This is a genomic window from Okeania sp. SIO2C9 (assembly GCF_010672455.1).
GTDB lineage: Bacteria > Cyanobacteriota > Cyanobacteriia > Cyanobacteriales > Microcoleaceae > Okeania.
In genome coordinates this window covers 36561-59400 of the sequence record NZ_JAAHGO010000008.1, presented here as the reverse complement: position 1 = coordinate 59400, position 22840 = coordinate 36561, and the positions used below count along the sequence as shown (strand labels likewise).

13 protein-coding genes are annotated in these 22840 nt (G+C 37.6%); 10 read left to right on the top strand and 3 right to left on the bottom strand.

All coding sequences use genetic code 11. The annotated features are described in order from the left end of the window. Window positions 1-3377, top strand: a 3377-nt coding sequence (locus F6K23_RS08310) for a hypothetical protein (RefSeq protein WP_293153263.1), incomplete at its 5' end; no start/stop codon positions are given. Between the two features lie 484 nt (window positions 3378-3861). Continuing rightward, window positions 3862-4056, top strand: coding sequence for a hypothetical protein (locus F6K23_RS08305; protein ID WP_293153261.1), 195 nt, complete (start codon window positions 3862-3864; stop codon window positions 4054-4056). A 1918-nt stretch (window positions 4057-5974) separates the two neighbouring features. Here the strand turns inward: F6K23_RS08305 and F6K23_RS08300 are convergent. Then, window positions 5975-6097: a hypothetical protein gene (locus F6K23_RS08300; protein WP_293153259.1), complete on the bottom strand. Its 123-nt coding sequence runs from the start codon at window positions 6095-6097 to the stop codon at window positions 5975-5977. 1020 nt (window positions 6098-7117) lie between these two features. On the opposite strand from F6K23_RS08300, the gene F6K23_RS08295 reads away from it, so the two are divergent. Together F6K23_RS08295 and F6K23_RS08290 are read left to right on the top strand one after the other, a co-directional pair. Continuing rightward, a complete protein-coding gene (locus F6K23_RS08295; RefSeq protein WP_293153257.1) occupies window positions 7118-7741 on the top strand; it encodes a TetR/AcrR family transcriptional regulator in 624 nt (207 codons plus the stop codon). 261 nt (window positions 7742-8002) lie between these two features. Further along, complete coding sequence (locus tag F6K23_RS08290; RefSeq protein ID WP_293153255.1) at window positions 8003-8767, top strand: HAD family hydrolase; 765 nt, start codon at window positions 8003-8005, stop codon at window positions 8765-8767. 394 nt (window positions 8768-9161) lie between these two features. Here F6K23_RS08290 and F6K23_RS08285 read toward each other — a convergent pair whose 3' ends face one another. Then, entirely contained in the window at window positions 9162-10250 is a 1089-nt protein-coding gene (locus F6K23_RS08285) for a hypothetical protein (RefSeq protein ID WP_293153253.1), read from the bottom strand. A gap of 866 nt (window positions 10251-11116) precedes the next feature. Between F6K23_RS08285 and F6K23_RS08280 the strand changes: the two genes are divergently transcribed. The 5 genes from F6K23_RS08280 to F6K23_RS08260 all read left to right on the top strand — a co-directional run bounded on the left by F6K23_RS08280 (window position 11117) and on the right by F6K23_RS08260 (window position 17387). Further along, window positions 11117-11380, top strand: coding sequence for a DUF1830 domain-containing protein (locus tag F6K23_RS08280; protein WP_293153251.1), 264 nt, complete (start codon window positions 11117-11119; stop codon window positions 11378-11380). Window positions 11381-11578: 198 nt separating this feature from the next. After that, on the top strand, window positions 11579-12040 hold the full coding sequence (locus F6K23_RS08275; protein WP_293153249.1) for a hypothetical protein: 462 nt from the start codon (window positions 11579-11581) through the stop codon (window positions 12038-12040). 254 nt (window positions 12041-12294) lie between these two features. Next, entirely contained in the window at window positions 12295-14418 is a 2124-nt protein-coding gene (locus tag F6K23_RS08270; RefSeq protein ID WP_293153247.1) for a pentapeptide repeat-containing protein, read from the top strand. A 547-nt stretch (window positions 14419-14965) separates the two neighbouring features. Beyond that, window positions 14966-17071: a M3 family metallopeptidase gene (locus F6K23_RS08265; RefSeq protein WP_293153245.1), complete on the top strand. Its 2106-nt coding sequence runs from the start codon at window positions 14966-14968 to the stop codon at window positions 17069-17071. A 157-nt stretch (window positions 17072-17228) separates the two neighbouring features. After that, a complete protein-coding gene (locus F6K23_RS08260; protein ID WP_293153243.1) occupies window positions 17229-17387 on the top strand; it encodes a hypothetical protein in 159 nt (52 codons plus the stop codon). 935 nt (window positions 17388-18322) lie between these two features. Here F6K23_RS08260 and F6K23_RS08255 read toward each other — a convergent pair. Beyond that, complete coding sequence (locus tag F6K23_RS08255) at window positions 18323-18655, bottom strand: HAMP domain-containing protein (protein WP_293153241.1); 333 nt, start codon at window positions 18653-18655, stop codon at window positions 18323-18325. A gap of 484 nt (window positions 18656-19139) precedes the next feature. Here F6K23_RS08255 and F6K23_RS08250 point away from each other — a divergent pair. Further along, window positions 19140-22840, top strand: a 3701-nt coding sequence (locus tag F6K23_RS08250; RefSeq protein WP_293153239.1) for a LamG-like jellyroll fold domain-containing protein, incomplete at its 3' end; no start/stop codon positions are given.

The following is a 22840-nucleotide window of genomic DNA, read 5'->3' as shown; positions in this document are numbered from 1 at the left end:
CTGGCGATACTGTGACCTGGACTTATAAAGTGACCAACACTGGTAATGTATCCTTTACCGAAAATGAAATACAGGTCACTGACGACCAGGAAGGCACAATTACCAACATCATTGACCAAGGGAATGGGGATAACATCTTGGCTCCTGGTGAGATGTGGACTTACCAAAAGACGGAAACAGCTCAAAACCTCACAGGTTCAGGGGGCCAAACCCAAACCTTTAATTTAACAGGTAACAGTGGTTTAGATGGTCAAGATGGCAACATTCGCGAATTTACTGCTGGTGATGTATCAGTTAAAGCTAGTGCTTTCAGCCGCACTAATAGCGGAAACTGGAGCGAAGCCTTCTTGGGTGCTTTCTCTAGTGGATTAGGAGTCACCGATACCTCAGAAGGTAATGGAGGCAACGATCTACATAAAGTTGACAACGTCGGTCGGGATAACTACATCTTGTTTGAATTCTCAGAAGATGTAGTGATTGACCGCACATTCCTAGATTCCGTGGGAGCGGACAGTGATATCACTTATTGGGTGGGTTCAAAGACCGATCCTTTCAATAACCACAACAGCTTGGATGATGGTTTCTTAAACAGTCTTGACTTCACAGAAGACAATAACGGTGGTTCAAGTTCACGATGGGCAAATATCAATAACCAGCAAGTGGCTGGTAATGTGCTGGTCATTGCTGCTTCTACCTCCGACTCAACTCCTGAAGACCGATTCAAGGTCAAAAAGCTAGACTTCCAGCAGGTCGAAAGTGGTATTTACCAAAATATAGGAACTGTTGTTGCTGATGGTGTCAACGATTCCGATCCAAGTCACTATGTTAATGGCGAACCCGATCCTCAAAATCCTGGCATCGACATTGAAAAGTCCACCAATGGAGAAGATGCTGACGCACCAGAGGATGCACCAGAAATCGCTCCTGGCGATACTGTGACCTGGACTTATAAAGTGACCAACACTGGTAATGTATCCTTTACCGAAAATGAAATACAGGTCACTGACGACCAGGAAGGCACAATTACCAACATCATTGACCAAGGGAATGGGGATAACATCTTGGCTCCTGGTGAGATGTGGACTTACCAAAAGACGGAAACAGCTCAAAACCTCACAGGTTCAGGGGGCCAAACCCAAACCTTTAATTTAACAGGTAACAGTGGTTTAGATGGTCAAGATGGCAACATTCGCGAATTTACTGCTGGTGATGTATCAGTTAAAGCTAGTGCTTTCAGCCGCACTAATAGCGGAAACTGGAGCGAAGCCTTCTTGGGTGCTTTCTCTAGTGGATTAGGAGTCACCGATACCTCAGAAGGTAATGGAGGCAACGATCTACATAAAGTTGACAACGTCGGTCGGGATAACTACATCTTGTTTGAATTCTCAGAAGATGTAGTGATTGACCGCACATTCCTAGATTCCGTGGGAGCGGACAGTGATATCACTTATTGGGTGGGTTCAAAGACCGATCCTTTCAATAACCACAACAGCTTGGATGATGGTTTCTTAAACAGTCTTGACTTCACAGAAGACAATAACGGTGGTTCAAGTTCACGATGGGCAAATATCAATAACCAGCAAGTGGCTGGTAATGTGCTGGTCATTGCTGCTTCTACCTCCGACTCAACTCCTGAAGACCGATTCAAGGTCAAAAAGCTAGACTTCCAGCAGGTCGAAAGTGGTATTTACCAAAATATAGGAACTGTTGTTGCTGATGGTGTCAACGATTCCGATCCAAGTCACTATGTTAATGGCGAACCCGATCCTCAAAATCCTGGCATCGACATTGAAAAGTCCACCAATGGAGAAGATGCTGACGCACCAGAGGATGCACCAGAAATCGCTCCTGGCGATACTGTGACCTGGACTTATAAAGTGACCAATACTGGTGATGTATCCTTTACCGAAAATGAAATACAGGTCACTGACGACCAGGAAGGCACAATTACCAACATCATTAACAAAGGGGATGGGGATGACACCTTGGCTCCTAATGAGATGTGGACTTACCAAAAGACGGGAACAGCTCAAAATTTATCTACTGTTGCTAACAACGTTGTTATTGATTTTGACACCGATGGTTCAGGCAATCCTTTATCTGATGGCACTATTATTGATGACGAGTACCAGAATCTAGGAGTAACAGTTTCAGCTACTCAATTCGGTGCCATGATCTTTGACAGCGCTAATCCAACTGGTGACGATCCCGATTTAGGAACAAATGATCAAGGCAACATCTTAATCATCTCCGAAGATGGTGACAGCTCTGACCCTGATGACAATGCTAATGGTGGTGTAATTACCTTTGACTTTGATAACCCAGTCGATGTAAACTCCATTAACTTCCTGGATATTGAGGAAAGCGGTGGTAAAGTTTTCACTACTGATGTTGATGGGAATCAAACTACTACTTCTATTCCTAATGGTCCTAATAATAGCTCCCAAACTTTAAATATCAATGACAATGATGTTGTCAAAATAGAAGTTGACCTTGTTGGTAGTGGTGCTATTACTGGTTTAGAATTTGACACCATCGCTGATGGGATCTATAAAAACATTGGTACTGTTGATGCTCCAGGGGCTAACGATTCCGATCCCAGTCACTATGTTAATGGCGATGTTCAACCGGGTCAAAATTCTCTACTGTTCAGTTTGAAGTCAGACAAAACCTTAAGTGGAATTAATTTCAAACCAGAAGACATCGTTGAATATAATCTAGCTGACCAGAGTTACAGTAAGTTCTTCGATGGTTCAGATGTTGGTCTTGGAGGTGTTAAGATTGATGCCTTTGAGGTAATTGGCAACAATGAGATTCTACTTTCTTTCGAGGATGCTGAAAACATAAATGGTATCGGAAATGTAGATGACTCTGACATTGTGAAATTCACTGCCACATCCCTTGGAAACAACACCAACGGTTCTTTCGAGTTATACTTCGATGGTTCAGATGTTGGCTTAACCACCAATGGTGAAGATATTGATGGTCTGAGTGTCGATCCTATTACTGGAGACCTTCTAATTTCTACCCAAGGGAACGTTAATGTATCAGGAGTTAGCCGTCAAGATGAAGATATACTGCGTTTCAATCCTAATAATTTAGGCAGTAACACTAGTGGAAATTGGTCTGTCGAATTCGACGGTAGTGATGTAGGACTTAGCAACAGTAGTGAAGATCTTGATGCGATCGGTATCAATGGAGATCAACTACTTCTGTCTACTACTGGCAACTTTAATGTACCTGGTGTATCGGGCACAGATGAAGATGTGTTTGCTTTCAACCCTAATAATCTCGGTGTTTCAACATCAGGCACATTTGAGGAGTTCTTTACTGCATTGAACGGTAATGACATCTCTGGTGTTCATTTTCTCGGATAGGCTTTCTAGACATTTGTTTATAGCAAATCTAGCTGTTTAATCCAAGTTAAGAATTGAATTGCTTTAAGAGTTTTACAGAAATTACTTCTGTAAAACTCTTTTTGATCGCTGGTTTTTTAGTCGATCCGCGTCATATCAAATCCGGTAGCATCGGTATAATATAGAATCCGGGTAATTAGTTATCGTATTACTGAGGAGTAAGGAGTAAGGAGTAACGAGTAAGGAGTAACGAGTAACGAGTAATATCATGTCCGGCAGCATCGGTCTTGTATAGCAAAGGTAAGGAAGAAGGAAGAGGGAAGAAGGAAGAGGGAAGAGAGAAGAGGAAGAAAGGCTACCCTCGCAAGAAAAAAACCATTATTTCCTGCAGATATTCACCCTTGGGTTTACACAAACGATATAAACGGACATGATATAACGAGTAACGAGTAAGGAGTAACGAGTAAGGAGTAACGAGTAATATCAAATCCAGTTGAATACTTAATTGTATTGTTGGGGGAGATGGGGAGATGGGGAGATGGAGAGATTGAATAATGAACATATACTATATAACCGGATTCTATATAATTCAGCATTAAGGAAAAATAGTCAATATTGTAGGGGCGTTAACGATAGTTATGCGCAAGCTTTCGGCCGTTCGCCCCTACCGACTGTAGAATTACAGCGCTTTTCAAATTGATGAACCACATCTTCACACATCAAACCTTGTAGGGACGTTCCATGGAACGTCTCTACTGTGGTCTACCCAAATGAAAACCGCTGTATATCATTCCCAAGCCAGCGGATTTGATATCATACTTCTCATCCGAATTTTAATGATATCAAATCCGGTAGCATTGGTATAAATCCTGTTAAGGTAGGAGTCATATCAAATCCGGTAGCATCGGTGTAATTAGATGGGGGATGGGGAGATGGAGAGATGGGGAGATGGGGAGATGGGGAACTCGAGAAATATTTGGTAATGGTTGAAGATGGAACATTTTTTTATACCGAATTACAGTGATTTTCATTTGGGTAAACCACAGTAGGGGCGAATGGCATTCGCCCTGATAGGGTTTTGGTTGTAGCTATGTAGTTTATCAATCTGAAAAGCGCTGTAAACGGATTTGATATCATATCATGTCCAGTAGCATCAGTATTGTAAGCGCGAAGGTAAGGAAAAAGCGGTGCGACCCCGCGTCTGCGACAGACGCAAGTGGTCAGACCCCGCGACGATGCCAGCTCGCTTGCGGAATGCTGACCAAGAGAGGGAATGCGCACTCCTGTGAGGAAGAGGGAAGAGGGAAGAGAAAAGAGGGAGGAAGACTATTGAGCAAGAAAAAAACCTAAATTTTCTGTAGATATTCACTCTTGGGTTTACACAAATAATACCAACGGACATGAGATCAGGTAGGGAAGCCGTCGGATTGGCGACGTACAGGAGCTTTGTTGCATGAAAGTAGCGTTCTTATATCATGTCCGGATAATTAGTTATAAAAAAACTTTCTCCTTCAACTCCAGTTCTTCTTCTTTCTTCCCTCTTCCCTCTTTCCTCCTGACTCCTGACTCCTGAGGACTCCGTAGTTATTTATTTATCACTGTTCAACCGGACATGATATTAACATCCATTCCGCAGCTTAATCGCTCTATGAAAGCGACTATTGATGTTCTATTTACTATTGTCCAATAGTTATTGCTCTGCTGAGAAAGCGATCGCTCTATGAAAGCGACTATTCATGGAGAGGTAATTATTCATTATTCATTATTCATTGTTGAACTCTTGTCTCCTGTCTCCTGTCTCCTGACTCAAGGCTAAAAAAACGCCCATATTTATGAAGATATGATCGGGGGTTCTATACCTAATTAAGCTGATTTGATATGATATGGTCAATAAGCAGGCCAACACAGAAATCTGGGGGGGATGGTGACATCTCTAAGGGTGCAGTACCAAGAGTTTTGACTACTCCCCGCAGCTATTGCCGGGGGGATTCTAAGTTGATACTACGCAACAGGATAAATCCTTGTTGCTTCGTTTCTCATGATTCTGACCAAAGATATATTCTTTGGGGACAATTTCCGCGGTGCCCCTACACAGTAGGCTTAAGTAGGGGCGATTTCCTACGGAATGCTCCGCAAACGCGAATCGCCCCTACTTAGCTTTGCGGCTTACTTTTGTGATGATATTTGCAGCCCCATTACAGTCTGCATTCACACACCAATTATTACCAGTTCTATACAAACCACGCTGTCTTGATGCAGTCGCTCATGGGGGAAACCCCCTTTGGCCGCGCTGCATCGCTTTATTCTTTTTCCTGATGGTTTCCAATCATTGGGTTTCTCACCATAATTAGGCAGATAGTCACCATCTAAAAATGTAGGGGCGAATGGCCATTCGCCCCTACAAGTATAACTCTCTTCTGTTTCTATAAATAGAATCCCATACTCAGAACATAATTGAGCTATTCTTTCTTTGAGTCTAGCAGTAGGAATTGGTACAAATTCTGAATTATTTTTCTTTCCTAATTCTATTTGATTTTTCTGGCCTTGATTCCAGCCAAATACAATCGTACCGATCTGATTTTTGTGCGCAATGATGAATTACTATTCTGGCTGCTTTATTAATACCCAAATCGAATTTGGCGGTTACGCTTCTCTGTAATTGCAGCTAGTTTATTTGACCAAAATCCAGTCGGTTGATTTTCTTTAATAGTTGATACTTGTTTGTTGTACCAACGATTCATTGATTTGAGATGTTTACCATCTACAACCCGCGCTAGTACCTACATTCGACACACAGGTCAACCAATTATTTACACCATGGTCTATTCCTAATACATTTTCTTGATTTAATTGAGGTTTAACTACTATTTCTTTTTCATAGACACCCTTCCCAATAAAAACATTTGTTTCTCGGTAATAGCCTCAGTTCTTTGAGAGAAGCAAAGTTGAGATTGCTTGGTATGGAAATATAAAAGCAATCTAACCCAAACCAGCGTTTACAAGTATTACAAGCGTGGTACTCTAATTTTATTACCTTTAAGTTTTAATGCTTGCTTGGGATAAATAACTGTAGCCACTCCCCCTTTTTTTCTGTAGTTAGGAATCCTTGGTTTGTGTGATCTTTTCCCTGAACGATAGGCAATAATAAGACCATCCTGAAGACCTAAATGATTCAGCTACAGTTCTCAATATTTGTTGTGCTGCAAGAGAGATGTAAAACTTTGTAATGATAGTTATTTTTATAGACCTTTTCCAACTCATACTTGCTAATGCCTTTTTGAGACTTAAAATATAGTTGCCTGGCATAATATATTCCCATGTTAGTGAGCTTGTGAGACTGTTCACATAAGAATGTTAAGATAGCAATTAATTCAGGGTTTTTACCTACTAAAACTTGTTGACAAGAGTACATTTGAAACGGGCGGACCGAAAAGTTATTGTCAATCATAGTAACAGAGGGCAACTAAAGTTGTCTAGTCTCAATGATTCCCTTGTTTTCATGTCCCGGTTCAAACATGGGGAGCTTCAACGTTGCTTTTCGGTAAAATAAAATCCTTCGGATTAAAATCCGACTCCTCGCCTTTCTATCCATCGCTTAAAAGACGATGGCTTTCATGCTCCCGTGTTATTTAGGTAAAGGAGACTTTTCAGGTTTTGGGGGCAGTGGAAGTAGAATAGATATTTACAGGAGCAGCTAATACAGTCAAAATGGACTTCTCGGTGTTAGACTAAAATGTTGAGCAAATCACAGACACGACTGAATGAGCAAGAATTCAACTATTGATACAAAAGAGCAAATTCTTAATGCTGCTGAGAAACTTTTTGCTTCTCTAGGCTTTGCTGGAACTTCATTAAGGGCCATAATTCGAGAGGCAGATGTGAATTTGGCCGCAGTCCATTATCATTTTGGTTCAAAAGAAGAATTATTTATCGCAGTAATTAGAAGAGTAGCGCAACCTATTGTCGAAGAACAAATGCGACAACTGGCAATTCTGGAAGACTCTGAAGAACTCCCTTCAGTGGCAGAAATTGTAGCCGCTGTAATTACCCCACCCCTACAAATGACTCAGGATAACTCAGAGGAATGTCTAATTCATGCCAAATTTATGGGCCGTTGTCGCACAGAACCCTATCCAATTCAGAGACTAGCGGAAGCAGAATTTAGTAGAACTCACCAAAGATTTCTAGATATAATGCAGAAAGTGCTTCCGAATCAATCTCCAATGGAATTAGAATGGAAACTCGATCTTGTGATAGCGATGTTGATCCGAGTTCTCAATCAAATTGAGCCATTAGAACCCCTGAGTGAAAAAAGTTCTAGTGAGGATATTGAGGATCTTGTAGAACGTCTAGTAACTTTTATCACTTTTGGAATTAGTGCTTAGGTTAATGCCGCTACGCGCAAGTCAAAAGTCAAAATTCAAAAGTATTGATTGGTAAGGCTTTTAGGATTTTGTAACTGGTTAGTTATTTCTGCCATTCTGCACTAGGGAGTAGGGAGCAGGGAGAAAGAATTGATGAATAAGAGTGGGATAATTAATTTTATTTTCTATTATCACCAGATGTCTAATGAAGTGGATGTTCTGTTGAGGTTATAAAATCAACTTAAGAGTATAATCATTATTTATTATCACACTTTTAATTAAATGACTGAACTGTTTACCTTAATATTTGATGTTGATGGAACTTTGGCAAATACAGAGCGAGATGGCCATAGAGTAGCTTTTAATCAGGCTTTTGCTGAAGCTGGGTTAGACTGGGAATGGTCAGTTTCGTTGTACGGAGAATTGTTGGAAGTAGCGGGTGGCAAAGAACGTATCAACTTTTATATTAGTCGGTATCAACCAGATTTGAAATCATCTGTTCCACTCCAGGAATTAATTTATAATCTGCACGCCACGAAAACTCAATATTATCAAAGGTTATTAGCAACAGGAACTATTCCGTTGCGCTTGGGTGTAAAAAGATTATTAGCAGAGGCACGAAATCAAAAAATACGGTTAGCGATCGCTACTACTAGCAGCTTAGAAAATGTAACTGCATTATTAGAAAATACCTTGGGCAAGGAAAGTTTATCATGGTTTGAAGTAATTGCAGCAGGAGACATGGTTCCAGAAAAAAAACCTGCTCCAGATATTTATTATTATGTGTTAGAAAAAATGAATATTCAACCAGATAATTGTCTAGTATTTGAAGATTCAGATAATGGTTTAAAAGCTGCTTTAGCGGCAGGGTTAAAAACAATTATTACAGTTAATGATTATACGAAAAATCAAGATTTTACTGGTGCAACTTTAGTTTTAAATCATTTAGGAGAACCAGATAAACCTTTTAATGTAATAGCTGGAGATGCTAAAGGTAGAACTTATGTAGATATGAATTTAATAGACGATATTATCAACTTTAGGTAAGAAGGTAAGGAAGAGGGAAGAAGGAAGAAGGAAGAAGGCTTAAAAGCCAGAAAAAACTTTAATTTCCTTGTAGATATTCACGCTAACTTTTATACAAGCGATCAAGTGTAGTAATGATATTACAGCAGATTCCACTCAGTACATTCATCGCGGGCAAGATGCCCGCACTACAAAAATTTACAGCACTTTTGGAGTTAATGAGGTACAAAAATTTAGGACTTTAGGCAACAGGTAACAGAGAATTAATAAACTGTACCTCACTATCCTAAAAGTGCTATAATTGTTAGTCTTTGTACTTCATTATGCGAGGAATATGCTATATCAATTCTTTCCCTGTAGGGACGTTGCATGCAACGTCCCTACTCCCTCTTTTGGAGGAGGTGTCTAATGTCTTTTAGTCTTGGGATATAGTGCTAAGAGACTCAAAAGTTTTATTGATCGCTTCCAGTAACCCCCAAGAGTGAGCGTAATAAATTCCTGCTTCTACTTCTATTTGTCTATCTATGTGGGCGTTAACCCAATCATTGCCTGGTCGTTTATGATGATAGTCGTGAACTGGACTGTCTCCGGTAAGGATCAAAAGACGTACAGGGAGATGATAGAAAAACACTCTCATCCACCAACGAGTTACCCCCAAAACCTTTACCAAAATTGAATCAGAATGGTTAAATACAGGGGGTTCTTCGCCACAGAAAATTGCAGAAGTTATTTCTTCCGGGGTATTTCCGAACTTATGTTCTACACATTGGCGCAATAGACTACTTACCTCAAAAAAGATACTCAGAGGTAAAACCCATATCCAGAAAAACATTTGCCAAGAATGAGTTATTCCCACACCAGATAAGATCGATAACCAAAAAGCTAACGAAATTAAGTTATGAGTAGGATAAGGAGAACAAAAAGCTGATTTTATTCTTGAGTAAAGTTGACGGCAATGAAAGGTGGGTGAAAAAACGGTTTTAATGAGATGCTTCCATGCCTCATCTACTTTCATTCCTGGACGAAAGCTAGCATTCAGGAAGAGAAAGTTGTAAGTTTCATCACCGGGAGTCAGGATATGGTGGGAATGGTGAACTTTTGTATGATTTTTCTGGTATTCTCTGAATGGCAAAGTGAAAGTCAGAATGGAAATAAATTCTCCCAGAGCTTTATTCCAGAAGCGATGAGAAAATACAGCATTATGACTGCAAGCGTGTTCAATAGTTAGACGCAGTTTACGGGTTGAGGACAATACGCAAACCCAGCTAATAAAAACAGCAACTAAATTAACGCAATCTCTTGTAAATGCGGAATAACCAACAACAAGACCGAAAATTAGGATAAAGAGTGTAGATACTAAGTCTTCACTCACGGTTTTCCGTCGCACAGTTTCTCCAAAACAGGGTTTTCCTATTAACCAAGTAAAGAAAGGCCGAAATTCAGGCCGAATCATTTGATCGATTCGCTTACGAGTATCCGAATGCAAGTTATTTTGTGGTAACATAAATTTTGGTTTAAATATTTCAATGCGGTGGTATTACTGCCGCTTTTTTTTATTTATAAGAGTTATTTAGGAAATAATCACCCAACAAAAATTGCTTTGCTCTGACAACGTAAGCATTTCCTGCGGACTACTGTGCAAACAGCTATTAGCTATCAGCAATAAGACCCTGTGCTTAAGGAAGAGGTTTAAATGAATATAGACTTTGGAGCTGACTTTTGTAGTCAGATTTTTCGTTTCTCAATGGCTTTGTTGCATGAAAGTAGCGTTCTTAACATCCATTTCGCAGCTATATCGCTCTCTTTCTATAGTATTGATGTTCTATTGATCTATTGTCCAATAGTTATTACTATTGTCCAATAGTTATTACTATGCTGATTCGCGATCGCTCTCTTTCTATAGTATTGATGTTCTATTGATCTATTGTCCAATAGTTATTGCTCTGATGATTCAGCCTCAAAACCTTGACAGCTAAAAGTTTCAGCCTTTTTATGTCAAACATTGATGTTCTATTGATCTATTGTCCAATAGTTACAGCAGTTTCCGCGCGCTATGAAATATATATGCGGAGCAAGTGCGGCAGCTATATACTTTCATCCAACAAAGCTTTTCTCAATTAATAAAACTTTTATCACCTACTAAAAGAAATAGCTGATGGCTGACGGCTGAATGTTTACCGTTTTTTTCTTCTTCCCTGTTGCCTGTTGCCTAAAAGTCTTCAATATCTCACAACTAAAATCATATTGCTATAGCTGACAGCTGACAGCTAAATGCTTTCCTGACAACATTTGTTGGTTTTCAAACAAATAAATATGCTTTATCTTACTTAAATGATTTACATACTAAATTCTGAGATGGAGGATAATAGTATGGCTAAAAAAACTGAAGATTCTAAAACTATTAAGTGTCTGTATATTAACTGTACGGAAAGAATAGCTATCTTAAAAATTGACTTCATGGGGCAGTGGCTTGAGCGTGCTGTTGAAGCAGGAAAAGAATATCTATTTGAAACCAATGAAGATGCTTATCTAGAAATTTATACTTCTGAAATATCTACAATGATTTTGTCTGATAGGGTAGCTTGTAGTCAGCTTGTTTTGTCAAAATATACTGCGGAAATAGGACAGTGTTAAATTAGGTAAATATATGTATGTTTATCTAATGGGGGTTTTATACAACAATTGTTGGTTTTATTTTTGGGAGATAATGCTACGATTTTTTTAAAATGGCATAATTAGCTCATTAATTGATCATAAGTAATTTAGATAACAAAAATATGTTATTCTCAATGTTAAGCCACCAAAACCCTTACCTAAAGCGAGGCTACTAATATGCTTTTAATATCTATTGAAAAAGTGAAATTTTTAGCAAGTACTCATGGTGTCAACGTTAAAGAAGTTGATATTTTATTAACTGAAATAGAAGAGGAAATTTTGAAAACTTTGATCTCTGAAAAGTATAAAATTATGCTTTACTTAGCAATGGTTAATTTGCATAAAGTAGAAGATATAGCTAAAATAACTGGACACAGTTACAAAAACATACATTCTGATTTCAATAAAAATCTAGGTCAATATCTTAGAGAGTATTTTGACCCTCAATCACAAGCTCCGCGTTTTGGTATAACTTCTTTAAGAAGAACTCTTTTTTCCTTAGACCAAAAATATTTTTGTCCGCACAATGACGATGATTTGACTAACATTTTATCCAACCGTCTAGAAGAAAACTCAGAAGTTGAAGAAGCTTCAAAAGTTGAGGAAAAAGTTAATAATGATAGTGACTGCGCTCACTAACTAATTTTTTCAGCATTGCTGAATTAAGATATGAAACTATAGGAAACGGGAACATTCTAGAATTGGAGAGCCATCAGTTAACAAAAGAATTTAGTGTTTTCACAAAATCTCCAGTTCATCCAGTTATCCTTTTGTGGATATGCTATCAAGTATTCAAGGCATTGTATAGCTACTCCTACTCAATTCATCTCTTTATTATGCAACGCCATTTTTCCCATGAAAAAATTCAAACACGACAAAAGGTGAATAAATTCATGACAATAGAATCATCTCATCAAATGCAATCCAAATATAGTCTAATAAAGACTTCTGACTTAATCGCAAAATCACAACAAGAATGCGATGTAGACGAACGTGCTAATTGGATTAGAGCATTAGGTGAACGTACTGAACCAAAAGTCATTAAACTTCTCTGGGATTTAAGAAATAATATGGAAAATGAACATCCTTTTGTTCAATACGAAATTAAACTCAGTCTTCACAAAGTGACTAATATTTCTAGTGTAGGAATTGATATGTTTCTCGAAAATTTATCAGTATTCCCAAACAAGAAAAAAACGTCTCAAGCTCCTAAAATTCTGATTGACTCTAATATACTTGAAGAATTTTTATTAAGAAATAAAACTACTATGAACCAAGATGTAACTAAAGTAGTTGAATGGGTTTTATCCGAAAAAATTAATCCTTATATTGGTAAAAATGGAGTAGAAAATCTTTGGTTAAGGGTTAAAGATTTGAGAGGACAAGAATATGCTAACCGTCTTATTATAGAAATTATCAGTCAATTTGAAGTTTGTGAAATTGACTTGAAAAATATCGATTTGGAAAAATATCCCACTGTCAATATACCAACTGTTATTCAAGTTGAATGTGCCAAAAAGTATAATTTAGATGGCATTATCACCTTAAGGGATAGAGATTTTGTGAGTAGTGGCTGGCCTTATGTTTATTCACCAGCATTATTCTTAGAGTATGTAGAGTCTGAAGATTCTGATTTATCGCCGGAATTTTTTAAAGAAAAACTAGCTCAAAAATCTATAGATAGAAGGAGAGAAACACTATCCATAAATTGGGAGGAAGAACCTCTTAAAAAGAATCTTTCTTTTGAGGATAAATTACTCCTTTTTCAAGGTTGGAGCATTAAAAAGTTTGAAGTTCTCTGCACCAAAAAGGATCTAACTTCTGCTATGATTATCTTACAAGATCAATATGGAAAAGAATATTATACAGATTCTGGGTTCAAAAAAGGTTCAATTAATGCGCTTTTTACTGCTTTTGATAAGGCTTTATCTCATATAGTTGAGATAAAACATGAACTCAAAGCTATCTACGTGGCTAATTTAACGCCGGGTAAAGAAGGAGCAGTGACTGCTATGGTTTTCGTAAGATCTGGCGAGGAAGAAGTTATCAAAATTTATAGCCATGAAAATATCATCAAAGCCTATCTATTTGCTTACGTTAAAGCAATTATTGCCGTTTACGCTCCTAATGAAGATTCTCAAGATATTTATGAAGAAAAAGAACTCATAAGTCTATACAAAATAGGAATGAGAGATTTTCGTAAGTTAAATTTCAGCAAAGTAGATTTAAGTGATAATGAAGCTAATCTCTCCGAATCAATTTTGATAGGATGCGATTTTAGTAAAGCTAATCTTTCAGGTGCAAATCTCACGAAAACTGACTTAACCAGAGCAAATTTAAGTAAGGCAAATTTAAGTAAGGCAAATTTGAGTAACGCAAATTTGACTGGAGTTGAGTTAGACGAAAATAACCAAACTCTCTTTGAAGGTACAATTTTGACTAATACTATTATGCCTGAAATAAAAATTGCCGTCAGTGGAAAGTCACGCATAGATAAAGTGGTTCAATTATTAGAACAAATTGATATCCAAAAAAGTGAATGTCAGTTATTAGCAGTTCACAGCATGACTACTCCTACATGGTGGCATAGTGATTTGGGTATGTATTTTTGGGAAGTAAGTAAAAAAATACTTCAAAAAGGTATTCTCATAAAAAGAGTTTTTATACTTCCTGAATCTCCGACACAAATACATCTACAAGTACTTAGAGAGCAAGCAGAAGCTGGAGTAGAAGTACGATATATTTGTTGTACTAATGCCAAAAATGTTGATAATCACGATTTGCATAATACTAATGTGATGATTTATGAAAACTCGTTGGTTGAAAGAAATTCCTTTACCACTAGAATGCTAATCAATGAAGAGGAGGAAAATGGTTATATTTCTTATCAAGAAATAGATTTGAAAACTGATAAAGAACTTTTCTATTCTATTTGGAAAAAATCTTCGATTTGGAAACAGGTAGAGTTCCCCAATTGTCCTGGAAAAATTATTCCTCATGAATTTTTGAACAAATAACGATTTTGTAAGCATTTCCTGCGGAATGCTGCGCAAACAGCCATCAGCTATTAGCTATCAGCCGTCAGCTAATAGCTTACTTCAAAAAATGGAATCTTCAAAATAAAGCTTATTTCAACTTCACTCCTTCCTTACTACTATATCGATTAATAGTCAATTAACTTGAATATTATTAGAAATCTCCAAAAATTCAAAATAAAATCAATTATTATCCATAAATTATCAATTATTCTTCCCTATTCCCTGTTCCCTGTTACCTCTTTATCGATTAATAGTCAATTAACTTGAATATTATTAGAAATCTCCAAAAATTCAAAATAAAATCAATTATTATCCATAAATTATCAATTATTCTTCCCTGTTCCCTCAAATTATCAATTATTCTTCCCTGTTCCCTGTTCCCTCTTTTCTGTTCCCTCTTTTCTGGAGATGTCTATTGCTAATTATCAGAAGATGACCTGAAATAAAATTTGATTTTTTGCTCATTTAAGCTACAATAATATAACACCAAAAATAAAGATGATTGGAATATCAAGAAAAACAGCGTATGAATGCTCAAGCTACAGTTACAAATAAAGCATTATTAAATGGTAAAGGATTACCTTCTTTTGAATCTATTAAACCAGAAGATGTAGTCCCTACAATGACAGAACTTCTGACAGAATTAGAGCAAGAATTAACAAACTTAGAAGCCACAGTTCAACCTACTTGGAATGAACTGGTGGAACCCCTACAAAAATTAGTAGACCGTTTAAGTTGGAGTTGGGGAATAGTAGGGCATTTAATGGGAGTAAAAAATAGCCCTGAACTAAGAAAAGCTTATGATGAAGTACAACCAAAAGTAGTAGAATTTTCTAATAAACTAAACCAAAGTCAACCTCTTTATCAAGCCTTCAAAAAATTACACAATAGTGATAGTTGGCAAAATCTAGATTCAGGACAAAAACGCATAGTTGAAGCTGCTATCAGAGATGCAGAACTTTCGGGAGTAGGTTTAGAAGGCGAACAGCGAGAACGTTTCAATACCATTCAACTAGAATTAGCAGAACTTTCTACAAAGTTTTCCAACAATGTCCTTGATGCCACAAAAGCTTTTAGTCTCACATTGACAAACAAAGAAGAAGTCGATGGTTTACCTCCCAGTTTATTAAGTTTTGCAGCTCAAGGTGCCAGAGATGCTGGAGCAGAAAACGCAACACCAGAAAACGGACCATGGCGCATCACTCTCGACTATCCCAGTTTTATGCCCTTTATGCAGCACAGCAAACGACGGGAATTACGAGAACAACTGTATAAAGCTTTTATTAGTCGTGCTTCTAGTGGGGAGTTAAACAACTATCCTTTAATTCAACGTATTTTAGAGCTACGTCAACAAAAAACTCAAATTTTAGGCTTTAATAGTTATGCAGAACTGAGTCTCGCTAGTAAAATGGCACCTGGTGTGGAAGCAGTGGAAAAGTTATTAGAAGAGCTACGCAGTGTAAGTTATGATGCTGCAGTTACAGACTTGGAAGAATTGAAAAAATTTGCTGCCAGTAAAAATGCACCAGAGGCAAATGACCTGAAACATTGGGATACCAGTTTTTGGGCGGAAAGACTGCGGGAAGAAAAGTTTTCTTTTACTGCCGAAGAGTTACGACCATATTTTCCACTACCGCAAGTTCTTGATGGGTTATTTGCTTTGGTAAAACGGATATTTGGTATTAATATTACTGCTGCTGATGGGGAAGCACCAGTCTGGCATCAAGATGTGCGTTATTTCCAAGTTAGTGATGAGACAAATACACCTATCGCTTACTTCTATCTTGATGCTTATAGTCGTCCGGCAGAAAAACGGGGTGGTGCATGGATGGATGAATGTATCACTCGCGCAAAGCTTGTGGAAAATGGTCAAACTACTTTGCGTTTGCCAGTAGCTTATTTGCAATGCAACCAAACACCACCTGTAGATGGTAAACCTAGTTTGATGACTTTTCGTGAGGTAGAAACTCTTTTCCATGAGTTCGGTCATGGTTTACAACATATGTTGACAAAGGTTGACTATGCAGGAGCTGCTGGTATTAATAATGTAGAGTGGGATGCGGTGGAGTTACCCAGTCAGTTTATGGAAAACTGGTGTTACGACCGCTCCACATTATTTGGAATGGCAAAACATTATCAAACAGGGGAAACTCTGCCAGAACATTATTATCAGAAACTTTTGGCTGCCAGAAATTATATGAGTGGCAGTGGGATGTTGCGTCAGTTGCACTTTGCCTTAGTTGATATTGAACTACATCACCGTTATCAACCAGGTGGTGAGGAAACAGTGATGGATGTGCGTAACCGTATCGCTCAAACTACTACTGTGTTAGCTCCATTGCCAGAAGATTCATTTTTATGTGCTTTTGCACATATTTTTGCTGGTGGTTATGCTGCTGGTTATTATAGTTATAAGTGGGCAGAAGTATTGAGTGCTGATGCTTTTGCTGCCTTTGAAGAAGCTGGTTTAGAAGATGAAGTAGCGATCGCCACTTGTGGTAAACGTTTTCGAGATACAGTATTAGCATTAGGTGGTAGTTTGCATCCTATGGAGGTGTTTAAAACTTTCCGAGGTCGCGAACCGAATACTGAACCTTTGTTGAGACATAGTGGTTTGATAGCTGCTGTGTAATATCAAATCCGTTGACTTCGGAGTAATATAATTCCGTCGATCGTTATATAACCTGTAAGGGCGTTAACGTAGTTGTGCGCTAGCTAATGGCCATTTGCTGACGCAGAGCTGCCACTAACGCCCCTACTAGACTGACACACCTTAAATGGTGCATTAGATGGGGAGTGTGGGGAGTGTGGGGAGTGTGGGGAGTGTGGGGAGTGTGGGGAGTGTGGGGAGTGTGGGGAGATCAAGACACCTAGAAACAAAAATCTATTACACAGTTTTAGGCGTGTCACGCCCCTACAATATAGACTCTTGGTGCATTAGGGAGTAGGGGAGTAGGGGAGAAAGATTGTTGTTGGGTTTCGGTTCCTGATGCTGTTGGCGAAATATCAGTTGACTTCCCTTACCCTGATTCTGCCCTTGCTGGCGTGACAAAACTACAAAATTGATTCTAGGCTAATAACACAATATCAAGGCTTTCACCATGTTAAGAAATATGGTACTCAACAGGGTCTGGTTCCTCAACTCTACTGGACTGTTTCATTTAAAGTAGTGCATTACAGCGGTTTTGATTTGGGTAGACCACAGTAGGGACTTTCCATGGAACGTCCCGACAAGGTTTTGTTTGTGAAGATGTGGTTCATCAATAATCCAAGGTTATAAACCTCGCGAAATGCAAGAAGCATTACTAAATGCTGTGATTATAGCTTCTGATATAGAATCCGGTTATATAGTATATGTTGATAATTCTATAATTACTTCAAGCCTTTAATCTCCCCTACTCCCCCACTCCCCTACTCCCAACTTACAATAAGGCGTTGCACAGTGACAAATGATTTTAGATTTTTGATGGAATTGGATTTTGGATTAGTCAATTGCTAGAATGATTAATATTAGGTTTTTTTTAGCCAAAGTCTAAACTAATTTTTTGGCAATATCATTCTATAATGTGCAACCCCTACAATAACTATTCAACCCGATTCTATATGAACCTTTATTTTTAGGTAGGTGGCAAACATTTCCAGAACAAAGCATTGTTACAGTCAGTGAAAACCTTGATCTTGAAATCTATAAATTGTGAAAAAAAATCGATAATTTTAATATTGCAAAATATACAATTTTTACAACCAATAAATATTAAATTAAATTATGAAACTAATTCAATCAATTGTTTGATCAGTTTAATTTTAAAATCATTAACTAAACAAGTTGATTTCTCAACCAATAAAGAATGTGCTTATGGAATTTACGTTGCTTAACTTTTTTTTATAAATTTTCAAAATATTCTTTGAGTTGAGTAGCCATCTGATTCAAAGATAATTCTAATTCTCCTAATTCATGTCTTCTATTTATTTCAATCTGACTATTTAATTTTCCACCAGTGATATTCTGAGCAGGATAATTTAATCGTAAAATTGGTTTGGGAACCCAATGAAAAGTTAAAATATCAATAAATATTGCAGCTCCTAAAGCAGCTAAAGATAGCAAAATTTTTTGGTGAGTATTAGTATTAATCTCTTTCATAAAATCAGATTTTGGAATAGCGATCGCCACAGTCCTGGCTAAACCATATCTATATATAAATTTGAATATTATCAATCTTTTTGTATTATCTTGCAGCAACTAGCAGTTTGATATTTTGCATACTATAATATCAGGAATATTGGTGTATTTAATCCTAATTTTGCTAGCTTCAATAACAACTGAGACCGACTTTACTAATTAATATCAATTTCATTATTTTTTTTTGATATAGTTAATCACTTAATGATAGAAAGTTTTTGATTTTATGAGCTTCAAGTAGGCCATTATTCTCGTTTAAATATTGGACTTTATGACAAATTGGCCTCATCTGTTCCTAAAAAAAATTTAGCAATAATCCTTAATAAAATTTAACTCTATGAATAATTTAATCAGTGGTAAAATGTATTATTAAGAAATGTTGAGTTTGTGCATCAAAAAACTTATACTTGTTTATACACAGAAGCCCAAAAATATCTGAATTGTATATTTTTTCAGATAATCAGAGAATGATTAGTGTCGCTAGAAATTGCCGATTAATTAATAAATAAGGAGCATTATAATGTCTGAAATCGCTACTAAAAACCTCACATTTTGGGATACTACCGACTATCAGTATCCAGGGTTTGGCCAAACAGCGCAAATCTCTGATGGTTTAGGGGGTACAATAGGTATAACCTACAATAAAATAGACTATGACGACCGTGCTTGGAAAAGAAAACCAGATGGTGATACCCCCATTACAGAAGATCGCCTCCTATCTGGAGAAATAGAGAATAAATTTAGCTTAACAGGTCAAGTAAAAGGCATCACTGTTACTATGCCTCAAATCAGGACTATAGGACGTGAAAACAACTATTCTGTCACTATAGATTTTAGTAACTATAAGGCTTCTTTAACTGGCTCAAAAGTAACTGATGGCGCTACCTGTGGTGACACCTATTTGGCCATATCAAGATTCTTCAACGGTAGCAAAGCTGGATATACAACCATAAAAGTCACAGCAACAACTCTAGATGGTAGTCCAGTAAATTTAGCTGACTGGAAATTATTCAACAGTGGCACTCTTGGCCAAGGAAATAATGCTCGTGTATTCCTAGATGCAGCGACTCAAACTATCTCTGGTAAAAACTCTCAAGGTAAACAAGAGTTTTGCCCAACTCCACCGAACCCAGGTACTTCTTTTGGCACAGATACGGGTCTAGGTTTATTTGAGTTACCGAGCGACCAACGTTATACATCTATTACCCTTACTTTCAAACAGAAAAAGATTAAAGGTGTAATACCTAATGATTTACACGATATTTATGTTGCTAGTAATACTACTTCTACAAGTCCAATTAGTGAAACTCCTGAAACTAAACCTATGGATATAAATAGTGGTTTACAACTGCATCTACCACTGAATGAAATTGTGGAAAATGCTGCTAAAGAAAAAGAAGTAGTTGATATTTCAGGCAACAAATTCAATGGCAAAGTTCACGGGGCAACAGTTGTAGCTGAACCACGCTTTGGTAATTGTTTAAACTTTAATGGGAATAATGATTATGTTATCATTAACCCAATGCCCAACTTTCCCTCAGAAGCAATGACAGTATATTGTTGGATAAAATCGAACAATACAGTCAAAGCAGGAACACCTTTTTCCTATGCTGATTCTCAAACCGATAATGCTTTTATACTGTATGACATTAAAAACCTTGTAGTTTACATTACAGCAGTTACAAAAGAAACAGGAATTGCTTTCAATGATGGTAAATGGCATTGTGTAGCAGTCAGTTGGAATAGCAGTAACGGACAATTAAAGGTTTATCAAGATGGTGAAGAGAAAGATGCTGGAATTCTGAGCAAAGGAAAGAAAATTACTTCTGGGGGGTCGCTGGTATTAGGTCAAGAACAGGATCAAGTTGCGGGAGGATTTGATGTAAATCAGGCTTTTGAGGGTCAAATGGCTCATGTGCGGATGTATAACCGACCATTATCCCCTGAAGAAATCAACGAATGTATGAAAGTGGATGGAACTCCTCCACCGATGGATATAAATAGTGGTTTACAACTGCATCTACCACTGAATGAAATTGTGGAAAATGCGGCTAAAGAAAAAGAAGTTGTTGATATTTGTGCAGCAAAGCTCAATGGTAAAGTTTATGGTGCAACAGTTGTAGCTGAACCACGGTTTGGCAATTGTTTAAACTTTAATGGGAATAATGATTATGTGATCATTAACCCAATGCCCAACTTTCCCTCAGAAGCAATGACAGTATTATGTTGGGTTAGATCGAACAACCAACAGAAAGAAGGTACAGTTGTCTCATACGCAAAATCTTCAGCACAGAGGTATAACGAGTTTCAAATATACAACATTAAAAATATCACACCCACTGTTAATAACAAGTGGTATGGTACGGGAGTTGCGGTCAACGATGGCGAATGGCATTGTGTAGCAATTACTTGGCAAAGTAGCGACGGAGAATTTAAAGTGTACAAAGATGGAAAAGAAGTACACTCTAAAGTCATTAGTCAAGGAAATCCAATTGCCACTGGAGGAGCATTGGTTCTAGGGCAAGAGCAAGATAAGCTGGGAGGAGGATTTGCAGGTAATCAAGCTTTTCAAGGACAAATGGCTCATCTGCGGATGTATAACCGAGTATTATCAGAAGAAGACATCAATGAATGTATGAAAGAAGATGGAACTCCTCCACCTATGGATATAAATCGTGGTTTACAACTGCATCTGCCACTGGATGAAATAGTGGAAAATGCAGCTAAAGAAAAACAGGTAGTTGATGTCTCAGCAGCAAAACTCAAGGGTAAAGTCAATGGTAATCCAAAAATTTTAGACGACTCACGTTTCGGCAATTGTCTAAACTTCGACGGGGTGGATGATTATATCCAAATGCCAGAAATGAATATCGACTATTCACAAGGTTTGACTGTAGAAGCTTGGGTACACTATAACAGCTTCAAGAAGTGGTCGAGAATTATTGACTTTGGAAATGGTGCTCCAAACGACAATATTCTGTTTGCTAATGAACTTACTACTAATAATTTAGCCTTCCAGGTTAATAAAGGTACTACTCAAAACAGGGTTAAAGCAGATGGCAAACTGGAGTTGAACCAGTGGGTTTATGTAACAGTAACTGTTGATGGGTCAGGTAGTAGCAAAATCTACAAGAATGGTGAAGAAGTACAGAGTGGTTTAGTACATCTACCTAATAATCTGAATCGCACCAAAAATTACATTGGTAAGAGTAACTGGTCAGTAGATGGATATTTTCAGGGCAAAATGTCGCATCTACGGATGTATAACCGAGCATTATCAAAAGCAGAAATTAACGAATGTATGAAAGTGGATGAAACTCCTCCACCTATGGATATTAATCGTGGTTTACAATTGCATCTGCCACTGAATGAAATAGTCGAAAACGCTGCTAAAGAAAAAGAAGTTCTTGATGTTTCAGCAGCAAAACTCAAGGGTAAAGTCAATGGGGAACCAACAGTTGTAGCAGACTCCAAACTTGGCAATTGTCTAAATTTTGACGGTGTGGATGATTATATCCAAATGCCAGAAATGAATATTGACTATTCACAAGGTTTAACTGTCGAAGCTTGGGTACACTATAGCAGTTTCAAGAGTTGGTCAAGAATTATTGACTTTGGAAATGGTCAAACTCAGGACAATATTCTGTTTACTAATGAAGGTACTACTAAGAATTTACTCTTAGATGTTTATCAAGGTGCGACTCAAAACAGAATTAAAGCAGATGGAAAGCTAGAGTTGAACCAGTGGCTTTATTTAACAGTAACTGTTGATGGGTCAGGTAGTGGCAAAATCTACAAGAATGGTGAAGAAGTACAGAGTGGTTTAGTACATCTACCTAATAATCTTAATCGCACTAAAAATTACATTGGCAAGAGTAACTGGTCAGCAGATGCATATTTTCATGGGAAAATGTCAAATCTGCGACTGTATAACCGAGCATTATCTCCTGAAGAAATTAATGAATGTATGAAAGTGGATGAAACTCCTCCACCTATGGATATTAATCGTGGTTTACAACTACATCTGCCACTGAATGAAATAGTCGAAAATGCAGCCAAAGAAAAAGAAGTAGTTGATGTTTCAGCAGGAAAACTCAAGGGTAAAGTCAATGGGGAACCAACAGTTGTAGCAGACTCCAAACTTGGCAATTGTCTAAATTTTGACGGTGTGGATGATTATATCCAAATGCCAGAAATGAATATTGACTATTCACAAGGTTT

Excerpts from the sequence above, each read along its gene's own strand:
- F6K23_RS08300 (WP_293153259.1), bottom strand. The coding sequence starts at position 6,097 with ATGAATCGTTGGTACAACAAACAAGTATCAACTATTAAAGAAAATCAA.
- F6K23_RS08295 (WP_293153257.1), top strand. The coding sequence starts at position 7,118 with ATGAGCAAGAATTCAACTATTGATACAAAAGAGCAAATTCTTAATGCT.
- F6K23_RS08290 (WP_293153255.1), top strand. The coding sequence starts at position 8,003 with ATGACTGAACTGTTTACCTTAATATTTGATGTTGATGGAACTTTGGCA.
- F6K23_RS08285 (WP_293153253.1), bottom strand. The coding sequence starts at position 10,250 with ATGTTACCACAAAATAACTTGCATTCGGATACTCGTAAGCGAATCGAT.
- F6K23_RS08280 (WP_293153251.1), top strand. The coding sequence starts at position 11,117 with ATGGCTAAAAAAACTGAAGATTCTAAAACTATTAAGTGTCTGTATATT.
- F6K23_RS08275 (WP_293153249.1), top strand. The coding sequence starts at position 11,579 with ATGCTTTTAATATCTATTGAAAAAGTGAAATTTTTAGCAAGTACTCAT.
- F6K23_RS08270 (WP_293153247.1), top strand. The coding sequence starts at position 12,295 with ATGACAATAGAATCATCTCATCAAATGCAATCCAAATATAGTCTAATA.
- F6K23_RS08265 (WP_293153245.1), top strand. The coding sequence starts at position 14,966 with ATGAATGCTCAAGCTACAGTTACAAATAAAGCATTATTAAATGGTAAA.
- F6K23_RS08260 (WP_293153243.1), top strand. The coding sequence starts at position 17,229 with ATGGGGAGTGTGGGGAGTGTGGGGAGTGTGGGGAGTGTGGGGAGTGTG.